We start from the raw sequence: 21372 nt of genomic DNA on the forward strand, positions 1-21372 counted from the left end.
AACAAATCTAACGCAGTGCAACATAAGGGGAGGTGGGCGAGGGCGCGCGATGGCGCTGCAACTGCCGATCTCCCCCACACAACAAGGGAGAGATGCCCGGTCCACTCTCACAGCTGCTTGCGGAGGACGGGCAGGGCAGAGGGGGCGTGAAGGAACGCCGACGCCCCTCCGGTCGTCATCCGAGGGTCTGCGCGCGTCGCTTCGCTCCTTGCTTCGCCATAGGATTGACGAGACAGGGCCCGGCCCGCATTCACGCCTTCTTCAGGAACTCCGTCTTCAGCACCAGGCCCTTGACCTGCTTGGTGTTGCATTCGATCTCGCCGGGATTGCCGTTGAGGCGGATGTTCTTCACCAGCGTGCCGCGCTTGATCGTCTCGGACGTGCCCTTGACCTTGAGGTCCTTGATCAGGGTCACGGAGTCGCCATCCTTCAGCGGCGTGCCGTTGCTGTCTCTTACCTCTGTCATGGCGGGTCTTTCATCGGTTGGATGGCCTGCGCTCGCCTATCGCGCCGACCAGGGTTGGTCAAGCCACGCTGGAACTGCCGATCTTCCCGCAACGGCGAGATTGGCCGTCGAGCGCGCCGACGGATCTCCAAGGCCGGATCAATGCCTTGTCTGGCCGGGCGGGGAACTCGTCAACGAGCAGACCGTGCCCCTTGGGCCGAAGCCGCAGGAAGGATCGCCGTCAGCGAGATGCGATCCGATGAAGCGGCCGTACCAGCCGGTGAAAGCCAGGAAGACCAGCATAAAGGCAACCGCCAGCGCGATGCCACTGGCATCGCCGCGTTGCAGACGTGGCCGGATAAACCGCCGTAAACGGAGCCGCATGCCAATCCTCTTCGCCGAACATGTAGGCACGGACTTGGGAGCCACAAGCGGAGCAGAACGGCATGGTTAGCGATCATTGCATCACAATGGGGCGCTCAGCCCGCTATCGTCACCTCGGCCTCGATCTCGACCGGGAAATTCAGCGGCAGCGCGGCGACGCCGATTGCCGTGCGGGCGTGGCGACCGATCTCCGGCCCGAAGACCTCGAGGATAAGCTCCGAAAAACCGTTCATCACCGCCGGCGTCTCGGTGAAGCGCAATGCCGAATTGACCATGCCGTGCACGCGGCACCAGCCGGTGATCCGGTCGAGGCTGCCGAGCTCGCGTTTCAGGCTGCCGAGCATCGACAGCCCGACCTTGCGGGCCGACGCCCGCGCCTCGTCCAGCGACACGCTCTCGCCGACCGCGCCGAACGGACCGGCAAGCGAGCCGCCCGGCTCCTGCGGCCCGTGACCCGAGATATAGGCGCGGTCGCCGCGTATGTTGACCCAGGGAAAGGGCAGCACCATGCCCGGCGGGAGTTTCAAGGGCGGTGGCAGCACGATGCCGAGCGCGGCAAGCTTTTCGTCGGCACCCGGCATGGCATGGCCTCCTTGGGAGTTCGTCTTGAAGCGCCATTGCAGCGCCGTGGCCGAGCTTTCCGGTTCGCCGTCCACTCGTCAAGGATGACTTGAGGGCCCGAAGAAACTTGAACCTGAAGAAGAATGGCTTGGCCAAAAAGGGCCCAAAAACCTGACCCGCGCGGGCCGCGGCTTTGCGATCCGCGCGGGTGGGCGCCGGCCCCCCCGCCGGCGACGCCAAGCCCCCAGCCCTCAGGCTGGCCGGGTGGCTATCTGGTTCGGCCTTTGCTCGGCCGATTGTTTTTCCCTCGCCGCTCCCGAACAGGAGATCGCCACGCGGTCTTCCGGAAACGGCTTGCTTTTGTTTCCGCGGACGAAAGGCTACGGCGAAGTCGCCGAGCGCTTTTCCCGGACTTGCCTAGACCCGGACTTGCCTGGACCCGGACTTGCCTAGAAATGCAGGTCCAGCGGCGGCGGATAGGCCTGGCCCGGTGCGGCGCCCTTCGCCATCTGGCCGGCCAAAGGCACAATGCCGCCGGTGGCCGTCTGATCGAGCGGCGGCCGGGTCTTCTGGGCGCTGGCCTTTGTCTCGCTCACCAGGATTTTCGTTTTGGCTTCGGCGGCTTGCGACAGCGCAAGCGCCACGACAAGCGCGGATAGAACGACTTTCATGACTGCTCCCCTGCACCCACCCCGAGGCGACCCTAACGCTGGCAGTTCGGCCGCAAAGACAGCGTGCGCGGAACGCTATGGAATTCTTTGGATTTCCTGGAATATTAGGAGGTGGAAAATAAACGTGATCGCCATGGAGGCGTGCTAAACGAAATCGTCAGGACAGCTCGGCGATTCCCACCGGAACGCCAAAATGCCCTGGCGGTGAAAAGCATCGAGGGACCTGCGGCATGGCGCAGCACATCGCGCAGAAACTAAGGCTGACTTCGGCCCTGCTGGGAACGGTGACCCGCAAGGACCTGGCGGCGGCGTTCCGCGCCGTCAATCCGAACACCGCGTTCGATCTCGGCCGCGCCGACAAATGGCTGCAGGGCCGCGCGCGGCCGCGCCAGATGAGCGTCTATGACGACTGGGCGAGGGTGCTCGACCTGGAACAACCCGGAGCCTGGATCGCCGAGAGCGAGCTGCCGGCCTTCACCGCAGCGATCGCGGCCCGCCACGGCATCGACGGCGCCGAGCTGGAGCGCCGCGCCGGCGTGCAGTTCGACGCCGCCGCGCATGACGAGCGCCGCGCCGGCTCCGGGCTTGCCGGGACCTATGCATGCTATTCGCGCGCCTGGTCGCCTTATTATCGCGGCCAACTGATCAAGGGCCGCCTGTCGATCGAGGCGGGGCCGGGCGTGCATGGGCTGACGGCTACCTATAGCGAGACCTTGCCGACCGGGCACTTGCAGCTCGTCGGTCCGGTGATGCCGGCAAAGCGCGGTCTCTATCTGCATCTCAAGGATGTCGGCGGCGACACGCAGTTCTTCCTTTGCCTGTTCCCGCAGACGCAGCCGGTCAGCGTGCTCGGCGGTTTTATGTGCGGCTCCGCCGTCATCGGCCCCGAAGCGCAGCCCTCGCTGACCCGGATCCTGCTGGTGCGGCTACGCGATGCGGCTTCCGGCGGCGGGACATGGGGCGGATACCTGCCGGCCGGCAGTTCGATCGCCGCCGATCTGGCGGGCCTCGGCATCGGCCTGGAACATCCCGAAGCGGTCGACCTTCAGCTCGACGAATTCCTCGACGCCTACAGCGACGACGGCGCCATCCAGATTCCGCCGTCGGAATTCCGCGCCATCCTGGATGTGTTCGACCGGCATTGGCTGCAGCACGCTGGATAAGCCCGAGACCATCGTGAGTTGTCTCGGGGGGGCGGCGCCGGATGTTGCCGTGTACCCACAGCCGACGTGCTTTCGGTTGCGGTCAGCCCGCATTGCGCGTCGATCACGCAAATGTTCTTTGACGGGAATCCGTTCGCGTTGCGTGTTGCGAGCGCGAAAACTGGGCAATGGGGTTCCCTATGAAGAAGGCTTACGAGAAGCCGGTGCTGTCGAAGCGCCAGAAGCTGTCGAGCGTCGTCGCGAACGGCTCGATCCCCAGGTAACATAGGCGCACGGACAAAATTGGCTGGCGCGCCCATCGGAGCGCCGGACGGTCCTTTCTTGGCCGCCAATTGGCCTCCTCGCCAAATTTGTCTGCGCGCCAAATTTGTCTGCGCGCCAAATTTGTCTGCGCGCTTGACGCGGCGGGCGCCGGCCATATCTAGCTGTCCTGATTTCATCGTCGACCGGGCCGAGACAGCCGATGAAGAAGCCATATTGCAAACCAGCCCTTGCCAGGCGTGACAGGCTTTCGGCGGTGACCGCCGCCGTGCCGTCCTCCGGCTTCACGTTCTGAGATTTTCAGGAACGCGCCGTCGGCTCGGTCGGTTTTAATGCAAGCTGTCTTAAAGCTGGAAGGTGGGCCGGCCAGGAGCGGGCGGTACACCGCGCAGGTGCCCGCCCGTCCGGCGCCGCCGCCAAGCTGCTGAAACCCCGTCCGTCCCCAACAGCAACGGTCATGGCGTGACCAGTGGTTGCGGAGTGCCATTGGCAGGGTGCCCTGTCAACGCCGCCGGCGGTCAGCCCGGAAGCGCCTTGATAGCCGCCTTTTCGTGCCTGGAGCAGCCTTTGCAGCCATGCCGGCGCTGCGGCGAAGGGCTGCGAAATGGCGGAATTCCGGGCTTTTCCGGTAAGCCGGAGGCTTCATCGGGCATATATGCCTATCCGCTTGAATAAGCTGATTTTTCGCCGGCCGATACCTCGCCTCAACCCCCGACTTTTTTTGGGTGCATTTCGGCAGTGCAGCATTGACACCGGGCTGCGATCTTCAGGGGCATCGGATGCCTCTGTGAGACGTTTCATGATCTGCTCATGAAAGACGTGGTACAATGCCCATAGCCAACGGGGGAAGTTGCGATGACCAATGGGTTGTTCGAGGTTCTTGCCAGACGGCGGTCGTGGCTGGATCGGGTCGCATTGGGGCTGCTTGTCTTCTTGGCGACCCTGGTCGCCGCGCTGATGGGCGGCGCCAGCACTTGAAGCAAATTCCAGGAAAAGTGCGCGGCGTTCAAAGCAAAACGGATCGCTCTATTTCCATTGCCCGATCGCCTTGAATTCGAACGTCACGGGCCGCAGCCTGACCGGCCTCGGCCGCTCGGTCAGGTCGACGACGCGGACCCACCGGACGGCGCCGGCGCGCAAAGTCACTTTCAGGCCAAGCGCCTTCTCAGCCGCCTCGAAAGGCGTCTTTGCTTCGGCCGAATGGACCGCGACGATTGCCTCGCCGTTTATTTCCTCGACGCGATAGGTCTTGCCAGCCGCAGATACTATGATCGGGAGAAACCGGGCGGCGGCTCAGTCCTGCAAGACGGAGGGTACGCTGTAGCCGCGCAGGCCGGTTCCGTTGCAGGCCCGGCAGGAAACCCGTTGGCCCGGGCAATTGTCGCGCAGCGCCCCCGGGGAACAGCATGTGCCGTTCGACGCCACCTGCTTTTCGCATTCGAACACCTTGCCGGCGCCCAGGCACCGGGGGCAGGCGAACTTCCTGAATTCGCTCAAGGGAGCCTCCGGCTGTTTCACAGGCGCCCGGCAACTGTGCCGACCATGCCGCGGGTTCCATGACGGACGCGGTTTTGACCCGCGCGTGATACAATATGTTAGTAACAGCTAATGTTCTAGAAATATCGGCTGCAACGCGCGCTTGGTTGGAAGCGGCGTGATGGATGTCAGCGCTTGGGTTCCTCTCCCCGGACAGCCCTGCATTCATGGGGGCGTGGAAAGGCCACATACCTCTTTCACCAACCCGCGCAGCCAGCGATGCGCCGGATCGGCATCGAGCCTCGGGTGCCACAAAAGCGAGATCGTCAGCGCGGCAAGCTTCACCGGCAGCGCGAAGCTGAACAGGCCTTCGCGCAGCGTGCCGGTATAGCGCTCCGGCACGGTAGCGATGAGGTCTGAGCCGCGCGCCAGCGCCAGCGCCTCGGCAAAGCCGCCGACCACGGTCGTGATTGTCCGCGTCAGGCCGGCGAGCTCCAGCGCGTCGTCCACCGGGCCGCGGTCGAGGCCGCGGCGCGAGGTCAATATATGGCGGCCGGCGGCGAAGCGGGCGGCGGTGATCTTACCTTCGCTCAAAGGATGGCCGGCGCGCACGACGCCGACGAAGCGGTCGCGGAACAGCGCCTGCGCGCGCACCTCTGGCCCGGTCGAGCCGCCGACCACTCCGGTCTCCAGATCGACCGTGCCCTCGCGCATCGGGCCGCTGTCCTTGTCGGGCTTGGGCACGAAGCACAGTTGCACGCCTTGCGCTTCTTGCGACACGCGGGCCAGCAGCGCCGGGCCGAAATTCTCGACGAAGCCGTCACTGTTGCGCAAGGTGAAGCTGCGGTTAAGCCGCGTGAGGTCGAGCCGCTCGGCGGGCCGCAGCACCGCTTCCGCCTCCTTCACCAGCCGGCCGACCTGCGCGCCGAGTGCGACGGCGCGCGGCGTTGGCACCAGGCCGCGCCCGGCGCGCACCAGAAGCGGATCGCCGGTCGTCTCGCGAAGCCTTGCCAGCGCCCGGCTCATCGCCGAGGGGCTGAGCTTCAGCCGCCGCGCGGCCTTGGCGACGCTGCCTTCGGCAAGCAGCACGTCCAGCGTGACGAGCAGGTTGAGATCGGGTCGCGACATGGCGCGACCATAGCACGGATACGTCGAAGCGATATGGCGTTTCATGCACTGTTCAAATGCAAATGCTGCGTGTTCCGCCATGTCATTCGCGGGCTTATCTTCCCCGGCAGGTTCAACCGACGGAGAGGAAATCATGGCCGACCCTGCCGAAACCCGCGCTGTGCCCGCGCGCCATTCGACAACGGGCGCGCTGGCCAGCCTGTCCTTAGCCATGCTCATCTCCTCGCTCAGCACCAGCATTGCCAATGTCGCGCTGCCGACGCTGAGCCTGGCCTTCGCCGCGTCCTTTCCGGCGGTGCAATGGGTGGTGCTCGCCTATCTGCTCGCCATCACCGCGCTGATCGTCAGCGTCGGCCGTCTCGGCGATCTCGTCGGCCGCCGGCTGCTGCTGATCGCCGGCCTCGCGCTGTTCAGCGCCGCCTCGTTTGCCGCCGCGCTCGCGCCGTCGCTGGCGCTGCTGATCGCCGCGCGGGCCGTGCAAGGCCTGGGCGCCGCGGTGATGATGGCGCTGACGATAGCCTTCGTCGGCGAGACGGTGCCGAAAGAGCGCACCGGCAGCGCCATGGGCCTGCTCGGCACCATGTCGGCGATCGGCACGGCGCTCGGACCCTCGCTCGGCGGCGTGCTGATCGCCGCTCTCGGCTGGCGCTCGATCTTCCTCGTCAGCGCCGCGCTCGGCGTCGTCGCGGTGCTTGCCGCCTGGCGCTTCCTGCCAACGGCGATGCCCGCCAGCGAAGCGGCGGGCATCGTCCGTCAGGCAGCGAGCGCAAAGACCCGCTTCGACACGCCGGGCACGCTGCTGCTTGCCGCCACGCTTGCCGCCTATGCGCTGGCCATGACCATGGGGCGCGGCCATTTCGGCGGCGGGAACGTGGCGCTGCTCGGCATGGCCCTGGCCGGCGCGGCGCTGTTCGTTGCCGCCGAGGCCAGGGTGGCATCGCCTCTGGTCAAGCTCGACCTGTTGCGCGACCCAGTGCTGGCGCCGAGCCTCGCCATGAACGCGCTGGTCTCGACCGTGATGATGGCGACCCTGGTCGTCGGCCCGTTCTTCCTGTCGCGCGCGCTGGGCTTAAGCGAAGCGGCGACCGGGGCGGTGCTGTCGATCGGACCCGTGGTCTCAGCGTTTTGCGGCGTCATTGCCGGGCGCGTCGTCGACCGCCTCGGCGCGGCGGCGATGGTCATTACCGGCCTTGTGCTGATGGTCGCCGGCTGCGCGGCGCTCGCCGTGCTGCCGGGCCTCTTCGGCGTCGCCGGCTACGCGGCGGCGGTCATAGTGCTTACACCGGGCTACCAGCTCTTCCAGGCGGCCAACAACACGGCCGTCATGGCCGATGTCGACAGTAACGAGCGCGGCGTGGTGTCGGGCATGCTCAGCCTCTCGCGCAATCTCGGCCTCGTCACCGGCACGGCGGTGATGGGCGCGGTGTTCGCCTTCGCCGTGGGCACGAAGGATGTCGCGGCCGCAGCGCCGGCAGCGGTCGCCGGCGGCATGGGATTGACCTTCGCGGTGGCCGCGGGATTGGTGGTGCTGGCAGTTCTGTTGGCCATCCCCAGCCTGCCGGCAAAGCGCGCCGCGTAGCACTTCCGCGATCGCGTAATTTCGCCGCCGCCCGCAAACCTTACTCTTGTCTGGCGGCGGTTACCCATTCCGCCTTCGGCCGGTGCCTCAGCTACCCCAGCGAACCCCCACCCACTGCGGCACCGGCCTCACTTATTGCGCCCTTCAAGGTTTCCCCGGCCGCCAGGCGCTCTGCCTCCATTTCCAGTTCCGTCAGTTTCGACTTGATCTCGTGCGGTTCCGCATGCTCGAGCCCGACCACGTCGTTGCGCGTCTGGCGCAGGGCAATGACGATCTCGTCGAGCTTTGCGTGGATGGCAGCCGTGTCCCGGTAGCCCTGGATGAGGACCACCCCGGTGATGATGATGGCCGCCACCGACAAGGCATAGGTCACCGCGTTGGTGAGGCCGAACGGTACCAGCAGTGTGCAGGCGGCCATGGCGGCAAGCAGCGCGTAGAAGCCTGGCGGACGTGACAGGAAATCGGCTGCAAGAAAAAGGAAGCGGTTCATTCGCCGGCTACCCAAGCAGCAGGCCGGCTATAAGCACGGTGAGCAGCATCGAGGCCGGCACGGCAAGCAGCCAGCGTGCCTCCAAAATACTGTTGCGGTGGTCGTCCATGTCCGTTGCTCCTGTTGCCGGATTTCATTTTGCGAATTCCATGCCGGCAAACGAGGGCGGGAGGCCTTCGTTCCACCGGTCGGGCGTCGGTCTGAAAGCCTTGTCGGACTAAAGTCGGGCTGGCCTGCGAAGAGGGCCGAGCGCAGCAACCAAACCCGCGGCTTCGCATTGGCTAGCACGCCAATTTTCGCGCGCGCCGATAGGGGAGCCGACATGAGCCTTGATAGATCCGTGGACGACCTCGAAGACCAGCCATACGACACGGCGTTCTTCGCCAGCAAATACGGCCTGCCGCAACGGCTTGCCAAGACGATGATCGAGGCCAACGGCCCGGGGCGGCGCGCCTGCGATGCCGCGGCCACGACCTACCTCAGATATGTCGCGCTTCGGCGTCAGCGGGGAAGCTGAGTCTCGCTGTCAGCTGAACGCGTCCGCTTGTCGCGATCCGCCTGGCTCCGTGCCGGCGCGCAACCCGGCCGGAACCAAAGCGGTGAACAGCGGTTTATCCCGGCGAAGGGATGATTCAGGAATTAGGAATAGAGCAATGAAAACAGTGCTTTTTGCTGCCCTGGCGCTCTGTGTCGCCGCACCCGCCGTCGCTTCCGCGGCCGAGGCCGATATCGTCATCAGCACGCATCACCGGCATCATTATCACCACCGCTCGGCAGTCATCATCAATGACGAGGGCCATCGTCTCCACCACCGCCATCACGGCACGGTCGCCTTCTATGACAATGGCGAGCGCGGCTGGCGTCATCGCCACCACCATCGGGACACTGTCGTCGTCACGAGTTCCATCCACCGGCACCACCATCGTCCGGTCGTCGTCGAGGGCGGCTCCGACTATTGATGTTCCGCAGCCCGGCCCGTGTGTGATGAAGCACGGGCCGGGCGCGTTTTCCCACATCTATTTCCCCCCGACGGACTGGCTTCCTTGCGCGCGCTTTTGAGCACGCCGGTTTGAACCAGCGCCGCGGCCGGGTTGAGGCTGTCCGGCTTTCGCCAATCGCCAACGGAGCAGGGGGAGCGCCTCGGCCGCCTCATTGGACTTCGCTCCAACACAACCCCATATTGAATCCAAGGAGCTTTTGAGCGTGAGACTCGCGCGGGTGGCCCTTCTGGCAGCGGCCTTCGTGGCCGCGACCCTTTTCCCCTTCTCCTCGGCCGGAACGACGGCGGAGAGGGTTGCTTTCAGCATCGCGATCGACGGCGCCATCGGACCAGCGAGCGCGCGCCAACTGAAGGAGGCGCTCAAGGCCGCGGCCGAGCGGAACGCCGAGGTCCTCATCCTCCAACTCGACACGCCGGGCGGCCTGGTCACATCGATGCGCGAGATGATCGCCGACATCCTGGCCTCCTCAGTTCCCGTCATCGGCTATGTCGCGCCGGCCGGCGGCCATGCGGCAAGCGCCGGAACCTATATCCTCTACGCCACCCATGTCGCGGCGATGGCGCCCGGGACCAATCTGGGGGCGGCGACGCCGGTCGAGATCGGCGGGCTGCCCTCGCTTCCCGGCGGCGAGAAGGACAACAAGGGCAGCGAGCCGCCATCCGCGGACCCGATGATGGCGAAGGTGACCAATGACGCAGTGGCGCTCATCCGCTCGCTCGCCGAGCTGCGCGGACGCAATGGCGACTGGGGCGAGAAGGCCGTGCGCGAGGCGGCGAGCCTCTCGGCAAGTGCCGCGCTGCAGCAACATGTCATCGACTTCGTCGCCCGTGACACGGCCGAACTCCTGCAACTGGCCGATGGCCGCACCGTCGACGTGGCCGGCAAGAAGCAGGTGCTGGCGACGAAGGGCCTGGCCGTCGAGATGCTGGATCCCGGCTGGTTCATCCGGCTTCTCTCCGTCATCACCGATCCGAACGTCGCCGTCCTCCTGATGCTGATCGGCTTCTATGGCATCGTGTTCGAGGTCACGAGCCCCGGCGCGGTGGCGCCGGGCGTTATCGGCGCCATGTGCCTGGTGCTCGCCCTGTATGCGCTCGATTTGCTGCCGATCAACTATACCGGGCTCGCCCTGATGCTGCTCGGCATCGCCTTCCTCATCGTCGAGGCCTTCAATCCGACGGTCGTGCTGGGGCTCGGCGGCGCGGCCGCCTTCCTGCTTGGCGCAGCCATGCTGCTCGAGGTCGAGGGGCCGGGCTTCGCCATATCCTGGGCGATCATCGGACCCGCCGTCGCGCTGACGCTGGGGCTCGCGCTGCTGGCCGGCAGCTACCTGTGGGCAGCGCGGCGCAATCCGCCGCGCGTCGGCAGCGATGCCATGCGCGGCCTCCCCGTGCAGATACTCGACTGGGAAGGCGGCGAGGGCCATGTGCTGGCGCTCGGCGAACGCTGGCGGGCGAAGGCCGACGGGCCGATGGCGCCCGGAGACAGCGTCGAGGTGGCCGCCGTCAGCGACCTCGTGCTGACGCTGCGACGGCGCAACTCAGGAAACGACGGAGCAAAACAATGACAATCGGTTATGTCGCCTATCTGATCCTCGCGCTGCTGGTGCTCATGTTCCTGTCGGCGGCAATCCGCGTCCTGAGGGAATATCAGCGCGGCGTGGTTTTCACGCTCGGCCGCTTCACCGGGGTCAAGGGGCCTGGCCTCATCCTGCTCGTTCCGTTCATCCAGCAGATGGTGCGGGTGGACCTGCGCGTGGTGGTGCAGGACGTGCCGCCGCAGGATGTCATCTCGCGCGACAACGTGTCGGTGAAGGTCAACGCCGTGCTCTATTTCCGCATCGTCGACGCCGAGCGGGCGATCATCCAGGTCGAGGATTTCCTCGCCGCCACCAACCAGCTGGCGCAGACCACGCTGCGCTCGGTGCTCGGCAAGCACGAGCTCGACGAGATGCTGGCCGAGCGCGACAGGCTCAATAGCGACATCCAGGAGATTCTCGACCAGCGCACCGATGCCTGGGGCATCAAGGTCTCCAATGTCGAGATCAAGCATGTCGACTTGAACGAGAGCATGGTCCGCGCCATCGCCAAGCAGGCCGAGGCGGAGCGGCTGCGGCGCGCCAAGGTCATCAACGCCGATGGCGAGCAGCAGGCCGCCGCAAAGCTGGTTGAGGCCGGCAAGATGCTGGCCGAGGAGCCGCAGGCCATGCAACTGCGCTATTTCGAGGCCCTGCACGATATCGCCGGCGAGCGCTCCTCCACGGTGGTGTTCCCGCTGCCGGTGGATTTGCTGCGGCAGTTCCTGAGGCCGGAGGGCGGAGGCGGTGAGAGCAGGTGAGTTTCCGAACCTAGCAGATTGGCGAAAGCGGTAGTGGCGGCCAATCGCCCCCACAAGGGCGGAGATTGCCAACCTCAATCCGCTTCACCACCCGAACCCTTGCCGCACGCGGCCAGCACCTTGCCGATCGCAGCACCAGCGCCTTTCAGCGGAAAGCTCGCCTCGCCATATTTGTCCGCGGAAACAGTCACCTCGCCCTTGCCGCGCAGCAGCGCCAGCAAAGGGTCGGTGGGGCCTGAGAGCTCGGCGGTGAAGTAGTTGTACATCGCCTCGAGCTCGAGCTTTTTCGTCAGGCTCTTGTCGCCGGCCTTGAAGGTGAAGGAGCCGCTGATGCCGGGCTCCAGCTGCCCGCCCGCGGCGCCGAGATCATAGCTCAGCACCGGCTTGCCGAAGCAGGCCAGCATCAGATGCGCATCCCCCTTCGGCCCGCCGCAGACCGAAGCCGTCATCACGCTGCCGCCCTCGTCCTCCTCCATCTTGGCCGACCAGGAGCAGGATGCGGCATGGGCCGGCAGTGGGGTGAGCAGTGCCAGGATGAGTGCTGTCAGCGCGCGTTTCATGAGTGCTCCCCATTATGATGCGGGGGAGCATACAGGGCAAATGAAGCCGTGCCAGCACTCAATGGGTTGGAGATTGGCGAAAGCCGATGTGACAGCTGATCTTCCCCCTTGCGGGGGGAGATGTCCGGTCCACCCTCCGCAGCTGCTGCGGAGGACGGGCAGGACAGAGGGGGCGTGTGAAGGAACGCTGGCCAATCGCTCCGTCCATACACGCGGGCAGTCGCGAGTGAGTTCCGTCGGCGGGCATTGCCGGCGGCGGCTGTTGCACCACCTAAGCGGGCAGATGCACCACATATTGGCCGCAAATCCACACGCCGTTCCAAGGGAGGCAAACCAATGACCGAAGACGAGATCGCCATCCGTCAGGTGGTCGAGACCTGGATGGCGGCGAGCCGGAAGGGCGATCTGGAGACAGTGCTCGGCCTGATGACGGACGACGTTGTCTTCATGGTCCCCGGCAAGGAGCCGTTCGGCAAGGAAGCCTTCGCCGCCGCCTCCAGGGGCATGGGCGAGACGAAGATCGACGGCGTGAGCGAGATCGTGGAGCTCAAGCTGCTCGGCGACTGGGCCTATATCCGCAACCGCATCGACATGACCGCGACGCCCCCCGGCGGCGAACCGGCTCGGCGGTCGGGCTACACGCTGACACTGCTGCGCAAGGAAGGCGATGGGCGCTGGCGGCTGGCAAGGGATGCGAATTTGCTGGCCACGCAGGGGTAGGGCGCTATGCCGGAAATGCCAGTCCCCCTGAGGGTCCCATCCGAGGGAAAGAGGGGGGCGCGCGGTCCCTCAGTGACTAACATAATCGTTGTTCGTCAATGGGTTACGAAGCGGTTCGCCCAAATTGATTCAAGAAGCTGATCCAGCCACTCGCTGACCGCATTGATCTTTCAACCGATTGGCGGCTTTGCACCATCTTCGTCATACAGATCAAGATCGCGGTCGCCCGAAAACAGACACCGGTGCGTGGCCATCCTGTTCCGTCATGCTCTGATCTGGAGGGATCAAGCGCAGGTCGATCTGCACGCCGCCTCGGTCATCGCCGACGGGCACGCGCGGCACTGAGAGCCAAAGGCTTCATCCGTCCAGCCAAGCGGCGAGGCCGTCCAGCGTCTGCAGTCCATATTCCACCGCGCCGAAGCCGATGACCACCTGACGCCGCTTGGCGCTGGGGTGGAGCTGGCGCATGGTCAGCACCGTCTTGCCGTCAGCCTGCTCATCGAACGTCACCGTGGCGCGGAAACGATCCGGGTCGTCGGGGTCGGGTGTGCCATAGTCCATCACGATCCGCTCATTTGGCACGATTTCCAGAAAGCGCATGAGATTGGGAAAGCGCTGCTCTCGCCCCTCGAACACGCCCACCATGTCGAAACGCCAGATCCCACCCTCGCGGATATCGGCCTCGTGGCTCTCGATGCTGAGGCCGGCCGGGCCGTACCATTGGGCCAGCGCCTTCGGGTCCATCCAGGCGGCAAAGACCTTCTCGCGTGGGTGGTTCAGCAGCTTCACCAGCACGATTTCGCGATCGAGCGACCAAGTCTCGAACAGGTTAGCCATGTCCTTCATCATCCTCTTCCGTCTTGTCCAAGTAGACTTCCAGCCGATCCAACCGCTCGGCCCAGCGCTGGCGCTCCGCTTCCATCCAGTCCGCCGCCTCGTCGAACCGTGCCTGCACCAGCCGGCACCAGCGGCTGCGGCCGCGCTTCTCGCTGGCGATCAGCCCGCAATCTTCCAGCACCTTGATGTGCTGAGCGAAGGAGGGCAGCGCCATGTCGAATGGCTCGGCCAGGACTGTGACCGGCACTTCGCCCTCGGCGAGCCGTGACACCACCGCGCGGCGGGTTGGATCGCTAAGAGCGTGGAAGGCAAGGTCGAGGGGCGTCGAATGGTAGGGCATGTGATTCACTACAACGGGTGGGCACGCCGGTCAACAAAAAGAAGGTAGTTGCCTTAGTATGTCGCTGAAGATATGAAGGCATGTACCTTAGTATCGATCTCTAGAAATGATGCGGGGAATGCAACCGCTCTCAAGGAGGATGCCAATGGCAGTTCGTGTCGATCTCATCATCTCGCTCGACGGTTTCGCGACAACGACGGACCAGACGCCCGAAGTTCCGTTCGGCGAGGACTGGCCACGTCTCGTCGGTGCCTATGTCGCAACAAGGACGTTCCAGGAACGGGTGCTCAAGGATGGCAGCGGCCAAGGTACGTCGGGCATCGACGACAAATACGCGCAGGCCTACTTCGAGGATGTCGGTGCGGAAATCATGGGCGCGGGCATGTTCGGGCTGCACAACTTTTCTGATGACCCGAACTGGAAGGGGTGGTGGGGCGATGAGCCGCCGTTCCGCTGCCCGGTCTACGTCCTGACACACAAACCGCGTCCCTCCATCGAAATGGCCGGTGGCACCACGTTCCATTTCGTCGAGAGGACCCCGGTCGATGCCCTCCGGCAAGCGGTGAAGGCTGCGGACGGCAAAGATGTGAGAATAGGCGGCGGGCCTACCGTGGTTCGCGACTACCTAAAGGCCGGCCTTGTCGATCGCCTCCATGTCGCCATAACTCCGATCTTGCTCGGGCGCGGCATCCGCTTATGGGACGATCTGCGTGGCCTCGAAGCTGGCTACACGGTTAAGGCAGAAACGGCAGAGAGCGGCACCATCCACCTCACATTCCAACGCTAACCGCTAGCCGCTAGCTCGTGACTTGGGGCGATCATGGACTATCCACAGGTGGTCCATGATGTCGGCTTCTCGAGTTACCAGTCCAGGTGCTGACGGTCGGCTTCTCCGGTCCCAAACCAGCCGCGCTCAGCCTTGGTCAATATGCATTCATCAACCCTGTTTGCGGGATAAGACGGAGATTGAACGTTAGCCCTCCTCCTGGTCCTTGGGTTCGCCAGACCATACGAGAGAATACGAAGGAAATGGGCTGGCGAACTAGCCGGTAACATATTGATTTCCTGTCGAGAACGACGACCCTCCGGGCCCAACAACCGCGTAAGTGGCTGATTTTTATACAATTTTCTGAACCGCCCCGCGACGTGGACTCGGCCCCCTTATTTCTGGCCAAGGACTTGCTGGTCTCATGTCCGCAAGTAACGAAGATGTTGAAGCAGACAACTGACCCCAATTTGACCGTTTGTTGGGGTCGTGTGCAGCGCGTCGCGCCGATTTTCTGGAGTGATGAGCCGCGCCCGACGCGGCGAATTCGTAACCCTACTCGGCGGCCGTCTCCGATGGCGCCTCTGCAGGCTCCGAAGGCTCGGCCTCGGCCCGGGGCATGCGCCGTGAAAACAGCGACCTGAGGGTGACGTAGAACACCGGCGTCAGGAACAGGCCGACGAAGGTGACGCCGAGCATGCCGGAGAACACCGCGGTGCCGAGCGACTGGCGCATTTCTGCGCCCGGGCCCGTTGCGATCATCAGCGGCACGACGCCGAGGATGAACGCGAAGGCGGTCATCAGGATCGGCCGCAACCTGAGCCGGCAGGCTTCGACGGCAGCCTCGGCGGCCGACAGGCCGCGTTCCTGCGCCTGCCGCGCGAATTCGACGATCAGGATCGCGTTCTTGGCGGCAAGCCCGATCAGCACGATGAGGCCGATCTGCACGAGGATGTTGTTGTCCAGCCCTCGGAAGGATACGCCGAGCAACGCCGCGAGCACGCCGAGAGGCACCACCAGCACAATGGCGAACGGCAGCACCCAGCTTTCATACTGCGCCGCCAGCGCCAGGAACACGAACAGCACCGACAGTCCGAAGATATAGACAGCGGCATTGCCGGTGTTGCGCTCCTGGTAGGCGAGCTCGGTCCATTCATAGGAGGTACCGGCCGGCAGCGTCTTTGCCGTGATCCCTTCCATCAATGCCAGCGCGTCGCCCGTGGAAACACCGGCAGCGGCGTTGCCCTGCAGCGGCACCGAGACGTACATGTTGTAGCGCTGGACCAGCGCCGGGCCGGTGACGTCGCGGATCTCGATCAACGTGCCGAGCGGAACCAGCGCGCCGGTCGCCGAGCGCACCTTCAGTTTCAAGATGTCGGCGCGATCGAGGCGGAACGCCTGGTCGGCCTGCGCCCGCACCTGGTAGACGCGCCCGAAAGCGTTGAAGTCGTTGACGTAGGCGGTGCCCAAATTGATCGACAGCGTCTCGAAGATGTTGGGGATAGGCACGTTCAGGATGCGCGCCTTGTCGCGATCGATCGCCAGGAAGAATTGCGGGCTCGACGCGGAGAAGGTGGTGAACACGCCCGTCAGCCCCGGCGTCTTGTTGGCCTTGCCGGCGATTTCGTAGGCAAGCGCCAAGATCTGCCGCATGTCGGCGCTGTTGCGCTCCTGGATCTGCAGCTTGAAGCCGCCGGCATTGCCGACACCGCGGATCGGCGGCGGCGGCAGTGCGATAATGAAGGCTTCCTTGATGCTTTGCAGGCTGCCGAACAGATTGCCGATGACCTGGGTCGCCGACTGGCCGGCTTTCAGTCGCTCGTCAAATGGCTTGAACCTGGCGAAGATCACGCCCGCGTTGCTGGCGTTGGTGAAGGTCGCGCCGGAGAAGCCGGCGAAGGCGACTGCGTAGTCGACGCCTGGCGTTTTCTGGATGATCTGCGACGCCTGCTGGATGACCGCATCGGTCCTCGACAGCGAGGAGCCGTCCGGCAACTGGACGACGACGATCGCATAGCCCTGGTCGAGCGACGGAATGAAACCGCGCGGCACCGTCTGCACCATGTAGACCGTGGCGTAGATGAGGGCCGCGAAAACGGCCAGCATGGCGGCGATCGCTATCCACGATCCGACCAGCACGCGGATGATGCTCGAATACCAATGGGCGACCCTGTCGAAGCCGCGATTGAAGCCGTCGGCGAGCGCCCGTCCGAACCGCGCCAGGAAAAAGCGCGGCGGCGCCGCCGCGGCGTGGTGCGGCTTGAACAGCAGTGCGGCCAGCGCCGGCGAAAGCGTCAGCGAATTGAATGCCGAGATCGCCGTCGACACCGCGATGGTGATCGCAAACTGCAGGTAGAACTGTCCAGAAATGCCGGGGATGAAGGCTGTCGGTACGAACACGGCTATCAGCACCAGCGAGATCGCGATGATGGCCGTTCCGACTTCGTTCATAGTCAGGTGCGACGCCGGATTGGGCGCCACCCCACTGGCGATATTGCGCTCGACGTTCTCGACCACGACGATCGCATCGTCGACGACGATGCCGATCGCCAGAACGAGGCCGAACAGCGTCAGCATGTTGAGCGAGAAGCCGGCGGCGTAAAGCACCGCCAGCGTGCCGATCAGCGACACGGGGATCGCCACGATCGGCACGATCGCCATGCGCCACGATTGCAGGAAGACGATGATGACGATGATGACCAGCAGCATCGCCTCGAGGATCGTCTTGTAGACCTCCTGGATCGACTCGGCGACGAACTCGGTCGGATTGTAGACGATGTCGTAGCTCAACCCCTTCGGGAAGTCGCGGGAAAGCTCCTTCATCTTGTCCTGGATCTCCGCGGCTGCGGCGAGCGCATTGGTGCCCGGCCGCTGGAAGATGGCGAGCGCCACCGCCGGTTTGCCGTTGAGATAGGAGTTGGTGACGTAATCCTTGGCGCCGAGCTCGATGCGCGCCACGTCCTGCAGCGCGATCAGGCGGCCGTCGTCGGTCGATTTGACGATCACGTATCGGAAGTCGCGTGCATCGTTGAAGCGGCCTTTCGTGGTGACCGTGTACTGGAACGCCGTGCCGGTGTTGGTCGGCGGCGCGCCGATCGTGCCGCCCGACACCTGGACGTTCTGGTCGCGCAGCGCCTGCACCACATCGCCCGAGGTCATCCCCAGGGCGGACAGTTTTTCCGGATCGAGCCAGATGCGCAGCGAATATTCGCGTTCGCCGAAGATGATGAGGTCGCCGACGCCATCCAATCTGAGCAGTATGTCGCGCACCCGCGAGCGGGCGTAGTTCGAGACGTAGAGCTGGTCGTAGGTATTGTCGGGCGACAGCATGTGCACGACCATCATCAGGTCGGGCGAACTCTTGGTGGTGGTGATGCCGAGGCGGCGGACTTCTTCGGGCAGACGCGGCTCGGCGACCGACACGCGATTCTGCACCAGCACTTGCGCCTTGTCGAGATCGGTGCCCAGCTTGAAGGTGATGGTCAGCGCCATCGCCCCGTCGCCCGACGAATAGGACGACATGTAGAGCATACCCTCGACGCCGTTGATCTCCTGCTCGATCGGCGTTGCCACAGTCGCGGCGACCGTCTCGGCGTCGGCGCCCGGATACTGCGCGCGAACGACGATGGTCGGCGGCGCGATCTCGGGATATTGCGCGACCGGCAGCTGGGTATAAGCAATCCCGCCGAGGATCAGCAGGACGATCGAAACGACCGACGCGAAGATTGGGCGGTCGACGAAGAAATGTGCGAACCTCATTGCTGCAACCCGGCGGTCTCGGCCTTGGGCGGCAACATCACCATCTCGACCTTCACCTTGGTGCCGGGCCTGGCGTGCATCAGCCCGTTGACGATGATCGTCTCGCCGCCGGTCAGGCCCGAGCGGATCACCCGGTAGCCGTCGAGAAGCGGGCCGGTGCGCACAGGCTTCGCAGACACCATCCCGGCCTCATCCACCAGGAACACGATGCGGCGATCCTGATCGGCGCCGATCGCCTCGTCAGGCACCAGCACGCCGCTATGCGGCAGCGACCCCGGCACATTGATGCGCCCGAACATGCCTGGCTGGAGAATGCCGTCGGCGTTGGGAAACGTCGCACGCACCCGCATGGTGCCGGTCGCATTGTCGATCCGGTTCTCGGCAAAATCGAGCTTGCCTCTGAATACCGCCTCCGCGCGGTCGGCGACACGAACCTCCACATCGAGCCCGCCGGCGCCTTCCTGCATGGTGCCGCCACGCGCCTTCGCGTCGCGGGCGTAGCTGAAATACAGGCGCTCATCGACGTCGAAATAGAAGTCGATCGGATCGCGCGTAACGATAGTGGTCAGCAAGGTGGAACCCGGCTGCACGAGGTTGCCGACCGACACCAGCCGGCGGTCGATGCGGCCGGACAGGGGCGCCTTGATCTCGGTGAATTCCATGTTCAGGCTGGCCGTCGTCAGCGCAGCCGTCGCGCCCTGCATCTGCGCCTGCGCCGAAAGGTATTCCCGCCGGCGGTCGTCGACCGTCGCGGTTGAGATATTGCCGGTCTTGGCAAGTTCGTCGGCGCGATCCAGCTGCATCTTGGAGAATTCGAGCAGTGACTTGGCGACGTCCACTTGCGATTTGGCGGCATCATAAGCCGCCTGGTATGGACGCTGGTCGATGGTGAAGAGCAGGTCGCCCTTGTTGACCAGTGCGCCGTCCTGGAAGCTGACCTTGTCCAGATAGCCGCTGACGCGCGAACGGATGGCGACCTGGTCGACGGCTTCGAAGCGCCCGACGAACTCGTCGTCTTCGACGATTTCATGGACCACCGGCTTGGCCGCCGTCACCATGGGTAGCTGCTGGTCCTGCGCAAACGCAGTACTGCTGAAAGCCATGCCGAGCAGGAATGCCGCCGACACGGCGGCGCGGGCAGGCCAGCCGGCCGATCGACGGGGTCGCCCGCCCGCGTCGCGATGCAATTGCCCATTCTCTGGGGTGTCCATCTGCGTCCTCGCTCGCTAGACCCGGAGGTCGGTTGATCCGCTTCTACGCTCAGGCTTTTCGTCGAGATCAGAGCACTGCAGTGTTGTGCATGGCAACATGATCATTTTCCATGTGGGCTGAAATGTCCAGCCTGTGGCTGCCCCGCCACCTGGCTGAAACCAGTCGCGTTTCAACGGATTCAGGATTCCTTTGATGGACGGCTTATTATTCATATTGGTCGAAGGAGACCGATATGGGCATTACCACGCCGGCGGGATTCAATGGACTGCAACACTGCGGCATCGCAAGCAACGTCGTTGCGGCCAAGATGGGGCGCCAGCGGAATGGCACCTGTCTGGCTAGTCCCAGAACCGGACCGTCCGCTTCCGGCCCGCCGTTCTGGGGCATGTCTCCAAAGGTTCGCAAACGAGGTTAGCTACAGTCGACTGTCTGGCGTCACGGGAGCATGCGGAACGATACGGGAAGTTTTCTGATTTTGGCCCACGAAAAAGCCAACAAAATCAATACCTATGCCACATCCTCCGGGCCCACCAGAACACCATTTTAACAGATTGATTTATTTATTTTTTATCATCAGGCCCACAATGTGGACTCGAACCCCCTCCATCTGTAAGCACTCGAAACCCTCTACGCAGGTTTCAACGGCCTTGACTGGAAGCCAGTCCGACGGGACGCGCGTGCGGCCGCTAAGATCGATATGGGACGTCGAAGTCAGCTATCGCGCAGCGTCCCCGCCGATCGCAGCGGAATCCAGAGGGGACTCTGCCAGGCCTTCAGTTCGTCGAGAAATACCTGCAGCTTCGCCGGCAGAAATCGGCGCGTCGGATAGACGGCATGCACGAAGATTTCCGGCGACGACCAATCAGGCAGAAGCCGGACGAGTTCCCCACTCGCGATCTGAGCATCGCAATAGGTTGATGGCAGCAGGCCAATACCGTGGCCCCGATAGGTGAAAGCGCTCACCGCCTGGAAATCTCTCGCCGCCACCGGCCCCGAGACGTGGAGCTTGATGGATTTCTTGCCGCTGACCAGATGCCATTCCACCTCATTGTTTCGCGCCTGCAGGAGGACGCATCGATGCTGGCGCAGGTCCTCGGGCCGCGACGGGGGAATCCGACCGTTCAGATATTCCGGCGTGGCGACGACATAGCGGACGCTCTTTCCGATGCGCTGCGCGATAAGGCTCGAATCCTGCAGTTCGCCAAAACGGATGGCGACGTCGATATTTTCGGCTATCAGGTCCAGGAACAGGTTGGTGATGAACAGGTCGGCCTGGATACGCGGATAGGTCTTCAGAAGTGAGGATAGGAACGCGTAGAACGGCTCCTGGCCAAGGATAACCGGCGCGGAGATCCGCAGAAGACCTTCCGGCTCCTTCTGGGTATGCGTGAGCACCCGTTCCGCGTCGAAGATCTGGCCCAATGGCTCGCTGCATTGATTGTAGTAGGCGCGGCCCTGCGCCGTCAGGCTGAGCTTGCGCGTCGTCCGCTGCAGCAGGGTCACGCCGAGCCGTTCCTCCAGCGCCGTCACCTTGCGGCTGACGGTGGAGACGGGCATGCCGAGAGCATGCGCGGCGCGGCTGAAGCTCTCGAACTGCGCAACCCTTACGAAGACGACGATGTCATTCAGATCAGCCATGTGCGGATTTTTGCATGGGTGCAAAAGACATTCCAGATATTTCC

At 64.2% G+C, this 21372-nt stretch carries 23 protein-coding genes; 10 read left to right on the plus strand and 13 right to left on the minus strand.

Annotation, left to right across the window (positions count from 1 at the left end; all coding sequences use genetic code 11):
- Positions 1–250 precede the first annotated feature (250 nt).
- The 4 genes from ACWGS9_RS05395 to ACWGS9_RS05410 all read right to left on the minus strand — a co-directional run bounded on the left by ACWGS9_RS05395 (position 251) and on the right by ACWGS9_RS05410 (position 2061).
- On the minus strand, positions 251–466 hold the full coding sequence (locus tag ACWGS9_RS05395; RefSeq protein WP_454504247.1) for an alkylphosphonate utilization protein: 216 nt from the start codon (positions 464–466) through the stop codon (positions 251–253).
- A 138-nt stretch (positions 467–604) separates the two neighbouring features.
- Positions 605–829: a hypothetical protein gene (locus ACWGS9_RS05400; RefSeq protein WP_454504248.1), complete on the minus strand. Its 225-nt coding sequence runs from the start codon at positions 827–829 to the stop codon at positions 605–607.
- Between the two features lie 95 nt (positions 830–924).
- Positions 925–1410: a RidA family protein gene (locus tag ACWGS9_RS05405; RefSeq protein WP_454504249.1), complete on the minus strand. Its 486-nt coding sequence runs from the start codon at positions 1408–1410 to the stop codon at positions 925–927.
- A gap of 429 nt (positions 1411–1839) precedes the next feature.
- Positions 1840–2061: a hypothetical protein gene (locus tag ACWGS9_RS05410; RefSeq protein WP_454504250.1), complete on the minus strand. Its 222-nt coding sequence runs from the start codon at positions 2059–2061 to the stop codon at positions 1840–1842.
- 230 nt (positions 2062–2291) lie between these two features.
- Here ACWGS9_RS05410 and ACWGS9_RS05415 point away from each other — a divergent pair, with 230 nt between their 5' ends.
- The 3 genes from ACWGS9_RS05415 (at position 2292) to ACWGS9_RS05425 (ending at position 4463) form a co-directional block, all read left to right on the plus strand.
- Positions 2292–3224 carry a hypothetical protein gene (locus ACWGS9_RS05415; protein WP_454504251.1) on the plus strand — a complete coding sequence of 311 codons (933 nt, stop codon included), beginning with the start codon at positions 2292–2294 and terminating at the stop codon, positions 3222–3224.
- A gap of 463 nt (positions 3225–3687) precedes the next feature.
- Positions 3688–3780 carry a putative RiPP precursor gene (locus ACWGS9_RS05420; RefSeq protein WP_454504252.1) on the plus strand — a complete coding sequence of 31 codons (93 nt, stop codon included), beginning with the start codon at positions 3688–3690 and terminating at the stop codon, positions 3778–3780.
- A gap of 560 nt (positions 3781–4340) precedes the next feature.
- Positions 4341–4463, plus strand: a complete 123-nt coding sequence (locus ACWGS9_RS05425; protein ID WP_320214489.1) for a hypothetical protein — start codon at positions 4341–4343, stop codon at positions 4461–4463.
- Positions 4464–4778: 315 nt separating this feature from the next.
- On the opposite strand, the gene ACWGS9_RS05430 is transcribed toward ACWGS9_RS05425, so the two are convergent.
- Together ACWGS9_RS05430 and ACWGS9_RS05435 are read right to left on the minus strand one after the other, a co-directional pair.
- A complete protein-coding gene (locus ACWGS9_RS05430; RefSeq protein WP_454504253.1) occupies positions 4779–4982 on the minus strand; it encodes a hypothetical protein in 204 nt (67 codons plus the stop codon).
- 204 nt (positions 4983–5186) lie between these two features.
- Positions 5187–6089 (minus strand): LysR family transcriptional regulator, encoded by a 903-nt coding sequence (locus ACWGS9_RS05435; protein ID WP_454504295.1) that lies wholly within the window; start codon positions 6087–6089, stop codon positions 5187–5189.
- 133 nt (positions 6090–6222) lie between these two features.
- Between ACWGS9_RS05435 and ACWGS9_RS05440 the strand changes: the two genes are divergently transcribed.
- The gene (locus tag ACWGS9_RS05440; protein ID WP_454504254.1) at positions 6223–7668 is read left to right on the plus strand and encodes an MFS transporter; all 1446 of its coding nucleotides are present in this window, start codon (positions 6223–6225) and stop codon (positions 7666–7668) included.
- A gap of 91 nt (positions 7669–7759) precedes the next feature.
- Here the strand turns inward: ACWGS9_RS05440 and ACWGS9_RS05445 are convergent, their stop codons facing one another.
- A complete protein-coding gene (locus ACWGS9_RS05445; RefSeq protein ID WP_454504255.1) occupies positions 7760–8158 on the minus strand; it encodes a low affinity iron permease family protein in 399 nt (132 codons plus the stop codon).
- 322 nt (positions 8159–8480) lie between these two features.
- On the opposite strand from ACWGS9_RS05445, the gene ACWGS9_RS05450 reads away from it, so the two are divergent.
- The 4 genes from ACWGS9_RS05450 to ACWGS9_RS05465 all read left to right on the plus strand — a co-directional run bounded on the left by ACWGS9_RS05450 (position 8481) and on the right by ACWGS9_RS05465 (position 11496).
- Entirely contained in the window at positions 8481–8675 is a 195-nt protein-coding gene (locus ACWGS9_RS05450) for a hypothetical protein (protein WP_454504256.1), read from the plus strand.
- 136 nt (positions 8676–8811) lie between these two features.
- Positions 8812–9117, plus strand: a complete 306-nt coding sequence (locus tag ACWGS9_RS05455; protein WP_454504257.1) for a hypothetical protein — start codon at positions 8812–8814, stop codon at positions 9115–9117.
- A gap of 244 nt (positions 9118–9361) precedes the next feature.
- On the plus strand, positions 9362–10726 hold the full coding sequence (locus ACWGS9_RS05460) for an NfeD family protein (protein WP_454504258.1): 1365 nt from the start codon (positions 9362–9364) through the stop codon (positions 10724–10726).
- A complete protein-coding gene (locus ACWGS9_RS05465; RefSeq protein ID WP_454504259.1) occupies positions 10723–11496 on the plus strand; it encodes a slipin family protein in 774 nt (257 codons plus the stop codon). Before ACWGS9_RS05460 ends, ACWGS9_RS05465 begins: the two co-directional genes overlap by 4 nt.
- A 74-nt stretch (positions 11497–11570) precedes the next feature.
- Here the strand turns inward: ACWGS9_RS05465 and ACWGS9_RS05470 are convergent, their stop codons facing one another.
- Positions 11571–12056, minus strand: coding sequence for a hypothetical protein (locus ACWGS9_RS05470; RefSeq protein WP_454504260.1), 486 nt, complete (start codon positions 12054–12056; stop codon positions 11571–11573).
- A gap of 336 nt (positions 12057–12392) precedes the next feature.
- Here ACWGS9_RS05470 and ACWGS9_RS05475 point away from each other — a divergent pair, with 336 nt between their 5' ends.
- Entirely contained in the window at positions 12393–12776 is a 384-nt protein-coding gene (locus tag ACWGS9_RS05475) for a YybH family protein (RefSeq protein WP_454504261.1), read from the plus strand.
- Between the two features lie 357 nt (positions 12777–13133).
- Here the strand turns inward: ACWGS9_RS05475 and ACWGS9_RS05480 are convergent, their stop codons facing one another.
- Positions 13134–13622 carry an SRPBCC family protein gene (locus ACWGS9_RS05480; protein ID WP_454504296.1) on the minus strand — a complete coding sequence of 163 codons (489 nt, stop codon included), beginning with the start codon at positions 13620–13622 and terminating at the stop codon, positions 13134–13136.
- A complete protein-coding gene (locus ACWGS9_RS05485; RefSeq protein ID WP_454504262.1) occupies positions 13606–13953 on the minus strand; it encodes an ArsR/SmtB family transcription factor in 348 nt (115 codons plus the stop codon). The genes ACWGS9_RS05480 and ACWGS9_RS05485 overlap by 17 nt, the downstream gene beginning before the upstream one ends.
- A gap of 145 nt (positions 13954–14098) precedes the next feature.
- Between ACWGS9_RS05485 and ACWGS9_RS05490 the strand changes: the two genes are divergently transcribed.
- A complete protein-coding gene (locus tag ACWGS9_RS05490) occupies positions 14099–14740 on the plus strand; it encodes a dihydrofolate reductase family protein (RefSeq protein ID WP_454504263.1) in 642 nt (213 codons plus the stop codon).
- Between the two features lie 534 nt (positions 14741–15274).
- On the opposite strand, the gene ACWGS9_RS05495 is transcribed toward ACWGS9_RS05490, so the two are convergent.
- From ACWGS9_RS05495 to ACWGS9_RS05505, 3 genes are all read right to left on the minus strand, one after another.
- Positions 15275–18478 carry an efflux RND transporter permease subunit gene (locus ACWGS9_RS05495; protein ID WP_454504264.1) on the minus strand — a complete coding sequence of 1068 codons (3204 nt, stop codon included), beginning with the start codon at positions 18476–18478 and terminating at the stop codon, positions 15275–15277.
- The gene (locus tag ACWGS9_RS05500; RefSeq protein ID WP_454504297.1) at positions 18475–19581 is read right to left on the minus strand and encodes an efflux RND transporter periplasmic adaptor subunit; all 1107 of its coding nucleotides are present in this window, start codon (positions 19579–19581) and stop codon (positions 18475–18477) included. The genes ACWGS9_RS05495 and ACWGS9_RS05500 overlap by 4 nt, the downstream gene beginning before the upstream one ends.
- Before the next feature lie 820 nt (positions 19582–20401).
- Positions 20402–21328 carry a LysR family transcriptional regulator gene (locus tag ACWGS9_RS05505; RefSeq protein WP_454504265.1) on the minus strand — a complete coding sequence of 309 codons (927 nt, stop codon included), beginning with the start codon at positions 21326–21328 and terminating at the stop codon, positions 20402–20404.
- Positions 21329–21372 lie beyond the last annotated feature (44 nt).

The sequence above is a fragment of the Mesorhizobium sp. Arg314 genome (genome assembly GCF_053714275.1).

Excerpts from the sequence above, each read along its gene's own strand:
- ACWGS9_RS05435 (WP_454504295.1), bottom strand. The coding sequence starts at position 6,089 with ATGTCGCGACCCGATCTCAACCTGCTCGTCACGCTGGACGTGCTGCTT.
- ACWGS9_RS05475 (WP_454504261.1), top strand. The coding sequence starts at position 12,393 with ATGACCGAAGACGAGATCGCCATCCGTCAGGTGGTCGAGACCTGGATG.
- ACWGS9_RS05405 (WP_454504249.1), bottom strand. The coding sequence starts at position 1,410 with ATGCCGGGTGCCGACGAAAAGCTTGCCGCGCTCGGCATCGTGCTGCCA.
- ACWGS9_RS05450 (WP_454504256.1), top strand. The coding sequence starts at position 8,481 with ATGAGCCTTGATAGATCCGTGGACGACCTCGAAGACCAGCCATACGAC.
- ACWGS9_RS05445 (WP_454504255.1), bottom strand. The coding sequence starts at position 8,158 with ATGAACCGCTTCCTTTTTCTTGCAGCCGATTTCCTGTCACGTCCGCCA.
- ACWGS9_RS05440 (WP_454504254.1), top strand. The coding sequence starts at position 6,223 with ATGGCCGACCCTGCCGAAACCCGCGCTGTGCCCGCGCGCCATTCGACA.
- ACWGS9_RS05455 (WP_454504257.1), top strand. The coding sequence starts at position 8,812 with ATGAAAACAGTGCTTTTTGCTGCCCTGGCGCTCTGTGTCGCCGCACCC.
- ACWGS9_RS05500 (WP_454504297.1), bottom strand. The coding sequence starts at position 19,581 with ATGGCTTTCAGCAGTACTGCGTTTGCGCAGGACCAGCAGCTACCCATG.
- ACWGS9_RS05415 (WP_454504251.1), top strand. The coding sequence starts at position 2,292 with ATGGCGCAGCACATCGCGCAGAAACTAAGGCTGACTTCGGCCCTGCTG.
- ACWGS9_RS05495 (WP_454504264.1), bottom strand. The coding sequence starts at position 18,478 with ATGAGGTTCGCACATTTCTTCGTCGACCGCCCAATCTTCGCGTCGGTC.
- ACWGS9_RS05410 (WP_454504250.1), bottom strand. The coding sequence starts at position 2,061 with ATGAAAGTCGTTCTATCCGCGCTTGTCGTGGCGCTTGCGCTGTCGCAA.
- ACWGS9_RS05480 (WP_454504296.1), bottom strand. The coding sequence starts at position 13,622 with ATGAAGGACATGGCTAACCTGTTCGAGACTTGGTCGCTCGATCGCGAA.
- ACWGS9_RS05425 (WP_320214489.1), top strand. The coding sequence starts at position 4,341 with ATGACCAATGGGTTGTTCGAGGTTCTTGCCAGACGGCGGTCGTGGCTG.
- ACWGS9_RS05470 (WP_454504260.1), bottom strand. The coding sequence starts at position 12,056 with ATGAAACGCGCGCTGACAGCACTCATCCTGGCACTGCTCACCCCACTG.
- ACWGS9_RS05465 (WP_454504259.1), top strand. The coding sequence starts at position 10,723 with ATGACAATCGGTTATGTCGCCTATCTGATCCTCGCGCTGCTGGTGCTC.
- ACWGS9_RS05400 (WP_454504248.1), bottom strand. The coding sequence starts at position 829 with ATGCGGCTCCGTTTACGGCGGTTTATCCGGCCACGTCTGCAACGCGGC.
- ACWGS9_RS05485 (WP_454504262.1), bottom strand. The coding sequence starts at position 13,953 with ATGCCCTACCATTCGACGCCCCTCGACCTTGCCTTCCACGCTCTTAGC.
- ACWGS9_RS05395 (WP_454504247.1), bottom strand. The coding sequence starts at position 466 with ATGACAGAGGTAAGAGACAGCAACGGCACGCCGCTGAAGGATGGCGAC.
- ACWGS9_RS05505 (WP_454504265.1), bottom strand. The coding sequence starts at position 21,328 with ATGGCTGATCTGAATGACATCGTCGTCTTCGTAAGGGTTGCGCAGTTC.
- ACWGS9_RS05490 (WP_454504263.1), top strand. The coding sequence starts at position 14,099 with ATGGCAGTTCGTGTCGATCTCATCATCTCGCTCGACGGTTTCGCGACA.
- ACWGS9_RS05420 (WP_454504252.1), top strand. The coding sequence starts at position 3,688 with ATGAAGAAGCCATATTGCAAACCAGCCCTTGCCAGGCGTGACAGGCTT.